Annotated in this window: 2 protein-coding genes and 1 pseudogene; all 3 read left to right on the forward strand. The window is 28.6% G+C overall.

All coding sequences use genetic code 4. The annotated features are described in order from the left end of the window. The coding region (locus N1F73_RS03525) for a type IV secretory system conjugative DNA transfer family protein (RefSeq protein ID WP_260360132.1) at positions 1 to 1,013 on the forward strand (1,013 nt) is incomplete at its 5' end. Positions 1,014 to 1,029: 16 nt separating this feature from the next. Further along, complete coding sequence (locus N1F73_RS03530; RefSeq protein WP_259290466.1) at positions 1,030 to 1,353, forward strand: hypothetical protein; 324 nt, start codon at positions 1,030 to 1,032, stop codon at positions 1,351 to 1,353. A gap of 1 nt (position 1,354) precedes the next feature. Then, positions 1,355 to 2,876: pseudogene (locus N1F73_RS03535) on the forward strand (ArdC-like ssDNA-binding domain-containing protein); the annotation flags it as partial.

Below are 2,876 nucleotides of genomic sequence, written 5' to 3' on the forward strand. Positions count from 1 at the left end.
CGTTTTTAAATTTAGATACTTTTACGATGGGTGAATGAACCAAGATTGTAAATGAAAATAGATATAAATCAATTTATTGAGAAAAATTAAAACGTGAGATGGATGCACTAATTACGACAGTGCCTGAAACATTAACTGGTATTTTGATTAATGCTACGAAGGCTCTAATTCAATTTTCTAATGATTTGAAAACTGAAGAAATTACATCGAAAAATAATGTTGATTTTGAACAAATGATTGGTAATGATAGACCATTTGCGATATTTATCAGTTTTCCAGACCATAAAAAATCATCATCATTTCTAATTCCAATTTTAATTAGTCAAATTTATAAAAGTGCGATTTCGAAGGCAAATTCTTTACCAGGTAAAAAATTGAATAGAAGTTTGTTATTTGTTATGGAAGAGTTTAACTCAATTGAAAAAATACCAAATTTAGGTGATTGAATGTCGATATCAAGGTCGAGAAAAATATTTTTCCTTTTGGTGTTGCAGGACTATACGCAATTAGATAAATATAACAGTGGTAAATCAGAACATAAATTAATTAAATCGCAGGCAAGATTAACAGTGTTTTTAGAAACTAATAATGAGGAAACGCTAAAAGCGTATGCTGAGATGTTAGGTAAGTATGAAAAAGAGAGAAAATCGACTTCATATAATGGCAAAACAAAATCAGTTTCATCATCATTAAATAAAGAATTTGTGATGGATGTTGGCGATTTGAAATACAAATCTAAGGAGTTGGCGATTGTGTTAGCTGGTGGGTATAAACCGATAGCGATTAAACCAATGTTTTTATTTGATTATATGGATAAACCGAATTATGAGCATAGAGAGATTGTTGCTGATACAAATGATGGTATTTTGTGAGATTTTGAAAAAATGACAGAAATTAATATTGATGGTGGAGGTAGCGTTGAAAAAATATATGATGAAGATTTAAATAAGCTGATAGAACAGAGAAAAAATTTAAATATTTTGTGCTCGAATGCAAATAGTGAAGAAAACTAAAATTAAGGGGGTCAAAATGACACAATATAATGAATATAAATTTATTAAAAGTTTAGGAGAAGATAAAGCTAAGAAAATTCTTGGTTTGTTAGATACCTGAATGGATTATGCAAAAGATGAAGTTAAGCAAGAACTTTATCATGGTTCAAAAGTTAATAAAGATGCTGATGTACTTTATTGAAAAGCAATTCAAAAATTAGTTGATATTAAAAATGGTTTTTGAGAATTTTATAAAAAATATAATGAAGATCAAAAATATGCCGATTCATTAAATGTTGCTGAGTTAGGTGAAGTTGAGCAATTATATGTAGATATTGCGAGAAAGGCTGAAAACAATTAATATGCAAGATCATTTTGAAATAGTAAATGTTTATAAAGGTGATGTTCAAAAACATACATTTAACACAGGAATTAATGATGATGAGTTAGTTCGTGCTAATGCACGTGAATTAGTTAAATTTTTTAGATATAGTGATTTAAGTCCTGTTGGTATTACTACTTATCCTGATAATCCAATGCGAATAACATATACTTTTTATTGCGATAAAGACGAAATTATTGGCGATATTAAAATTAAAGAATTTAATTATTACTCAATTGATATTAACAAAAAGAATGAAAAAAGAATAAATAACGACTATGTTAGAAGAAATTTTGTTTCGATTTTTAAAGATGAACTAATTGACCTTGAAGTTGATAAATTTAGAAAAAAACTTAATGAAGAGTATCCTGAAAGTCGTGAAGCAGTAATGGATTATGCAACATTTAAAAAGCAATTTAAAGAGGAATTTGCTAATAGATATCGTTTTTCGCCAGGTGAAGAATCTTGGGAAGAAATCAAAGCAGATCCAGATAAGACTATTGCTTTTAACGACTTAATTTATACGGTATTGCCTAGTATTTATTGAGCAAGAGCACCTTTTAGAATTTTTACATGGGGTGAAGTGACAGATTATATGCGAGATAGACATATACCAGGAAACTTTAATTTATCCGAAATACCAGAAAAGGTAATTTGATTATTTAGTCAATTTGCAGGACCAGCGACGGTAGCAAAATATTTTTTAGATGATTATCCAAAAGATGAAAAAGAATTTGAAAAATGATGAGTTGATGAAGGTAATGGAATTAAAACCGAAAAAGAGGTTCAAAGAAAATTAAGAGAGTATTTAGAATTTAATTTCAATCATAAATTTTATGGTCAAGCTATAAAGAGAGTTGATGGTGAAAATGGTGGAACAGTATTTACTTTTAACGAAACTTTATATGAGATGTTAGCAGAATATAATCATTTATTTAGTTCGGTTGCAAAAACAATGGAAGTTGAACAAAGTCAGGTAGATAGTTTTATGAGTGAGGTCAGTGCATATTTTGCAGATAGAATTACTGATGCCTACAATTTAATTTTTAAGGATTCGTATCATAAACTGCCAACATTTTATAGAACATATGGCAATAAGGCAGAAGTGTTTTATAAAGGCATTGAAGAAGAGAAAGATGATAAAGTTGAGCAGCAACAAAGTAAAAAAGAAGATATGGAATTAAAAAAACCTGATGAAGACAAACAAGATAAATCATCAATTGATTTACTGATTGAAAAATCGAGTGCAGAATTAGATGAGTATTTTAATAGTGAAGAGAAAATGAAAGAATATTTAGATTTTATATCTGGTTTTGCTAATAAATATAGTTTCAAAAATATGAACTTGATTAAATCACAAATGGAAGGTGCAGCAATTGTTAAATCATTTACTGAGTGAAAAAAAGAAGGTGTATCGATTAAAGCTGGCCAGAAAGGTTTGAAAATATTAGCACCTAATGAAATGATTATGCTGGAAGAAATTGACGAGCAGGGAAATATTA

Source organism: Mycoplasma sp. HS2188, from assembly GCF_025209835.1.
GTDB lineage: Bacteria > Bacillota_I > Bacilli_A > Mycoplasmatales > Metamycoplasmataceae > Mycoplasmopsis.